Origin of the sequence: Mesorhizobium sp. M4B.F.Ca.ET.017.02.2.1 (assembly GCF_003998955.1) — a bacterium.
Lineage (GTDB): Bacteria > Pseudomonadota > Alphaproteobacteria > Rhizobiales > Rhizobiaceae > Mesorhizobium > Mesorhizobium abyssinicae.
On record NZ_RZOF01000614.1, the window covers coordinates 1 to 1,333 of the forward strand.

The following is a 1,333-nucleotide window of genomic DNA, read 5'->3' on the forward strand; positions in this document are numbered from 1 at the left end:
GGTCTTGGCCGCGCGGTCGATGGCGACGATCTTATGGCCCTTGTAGAGGGTGATGCCGTGCTTGATGTACCAGCCGTCGCCGTGAATGATGATCTCTTCGTATGCCTTCTCGCCCGACAAAACCGGCGACAGCATGATGCGGTCGTAGTTCACGCGCGGCTCGGCATTGAAGATGGTGACCTGGTAGCGATCCGGCGCCTTATCCAGGAGATGCTCCAGCATGCGCCCGGGGGCCATGCCGTTGCCGATGATGACGAGTTTCTCGGTCATATTGCTGATCCGTTCCGGTTTCACTCGGCCGCGTAGAGCGCTGGCGTTTCGGCGGCGGCACGTTCCATGCGGCGGATGGAGAAGTGCATCCAGGCAAGGCAGCCGACGACGATGACGAAGAGCAGCATGAAGCAGCTCGACCAGACGCCGGTGAGGTCGTTGAGGGCGCCGAAGGCGATCGGCAGGACGAAACCGCCGAGCCCGCCGATCATGCCGACCACACCGCCGACGGCGCCGACGTTCTTCGGATAGTAGACGGGGATGTGTTTGTAGACGGCGGCCTTGCCGAGGCTCATGAAGAAGCCGAGCACGCAGGCGACGGCGATGAAGGCGAGCGGGCCGATCTCGAAGTGGAAGGCGATCGGCCCGCTGATGCCGCGCACGACGTAGTCTGCCGAGGGGAGAGACAGAACCAGGGTCGCGACGGCACAGACCGTGAAGGTCCAGTAGAGTACGGTGCGGGCGCCGATACGGTCGGACAGCACGCCGCCATAGGCGCGGAAGACGCTTGCCGGAATTGAATAGGCGGCGCCGATCATGCCGGCGGTGGCGATGTTGAAGCCGTAGACGCCGATCAGGTAGCGCGGCAGCCACAGCGACAGCGCCACGAACGCGCCGAAGGCGAAGAAGTAGTAGAAGGCGAAGCGCCAGACCTGCAGGTTCTTCAGCGGCGCGAATTCCTGCCAGAAGCTTCTCGGCGCTGCCGCTTTGCCGGCGCGGCGCTCGCGGATGACGGGGTCGTCGCCGGTGGTGAACCAGAAGACGACGGCCATGACGACGAGCGCCGCCGCCCAGATCTGCGCCACCGTCTGCCAGCCCCAGGCGAGCAGCACCAGCGGGGCCAGGAATTTGGTGACCGCGGCGCCGACATTGCCGACACCGAAGATGCCGAGCGCCGTGCCCTGCCTGCCGGCGGGAAAGAAGCGCGAGACGTAGGCGACGCCGACGGCGAAGGAGCCGCCGGCGAGACCGACGCCAAGGGCGGCGATCAGCATCTGCTCATAAGTATGCGCAAAAGAGAGCAGTAGGGTCGCGACCGCCGCCGAAAGCATGACGGCGGTGT

General features: G+C 65.2%; 2 protein-coding genes. Both read right to left on the reverse strand.

The window, feature by feature from the left end:
* Positions 1-270 (reverse strand): FAD-dependent oxidoreductase (locus EN738_RS34330; RefSeq protein ID WP_348629123.1); only part of this gene is annotated, 270 nt, incomplete at its 3' end.
* Positions 271-290: 20 nt separating this feature from the next.
* Positions 291-1,333 (reverse strand): MFS transporter (locus EN738_RS34335; RefSeq protein ID WP_145967050.1); only part of this gene is annotated, 1,043 nt, incomplete at its 5' end.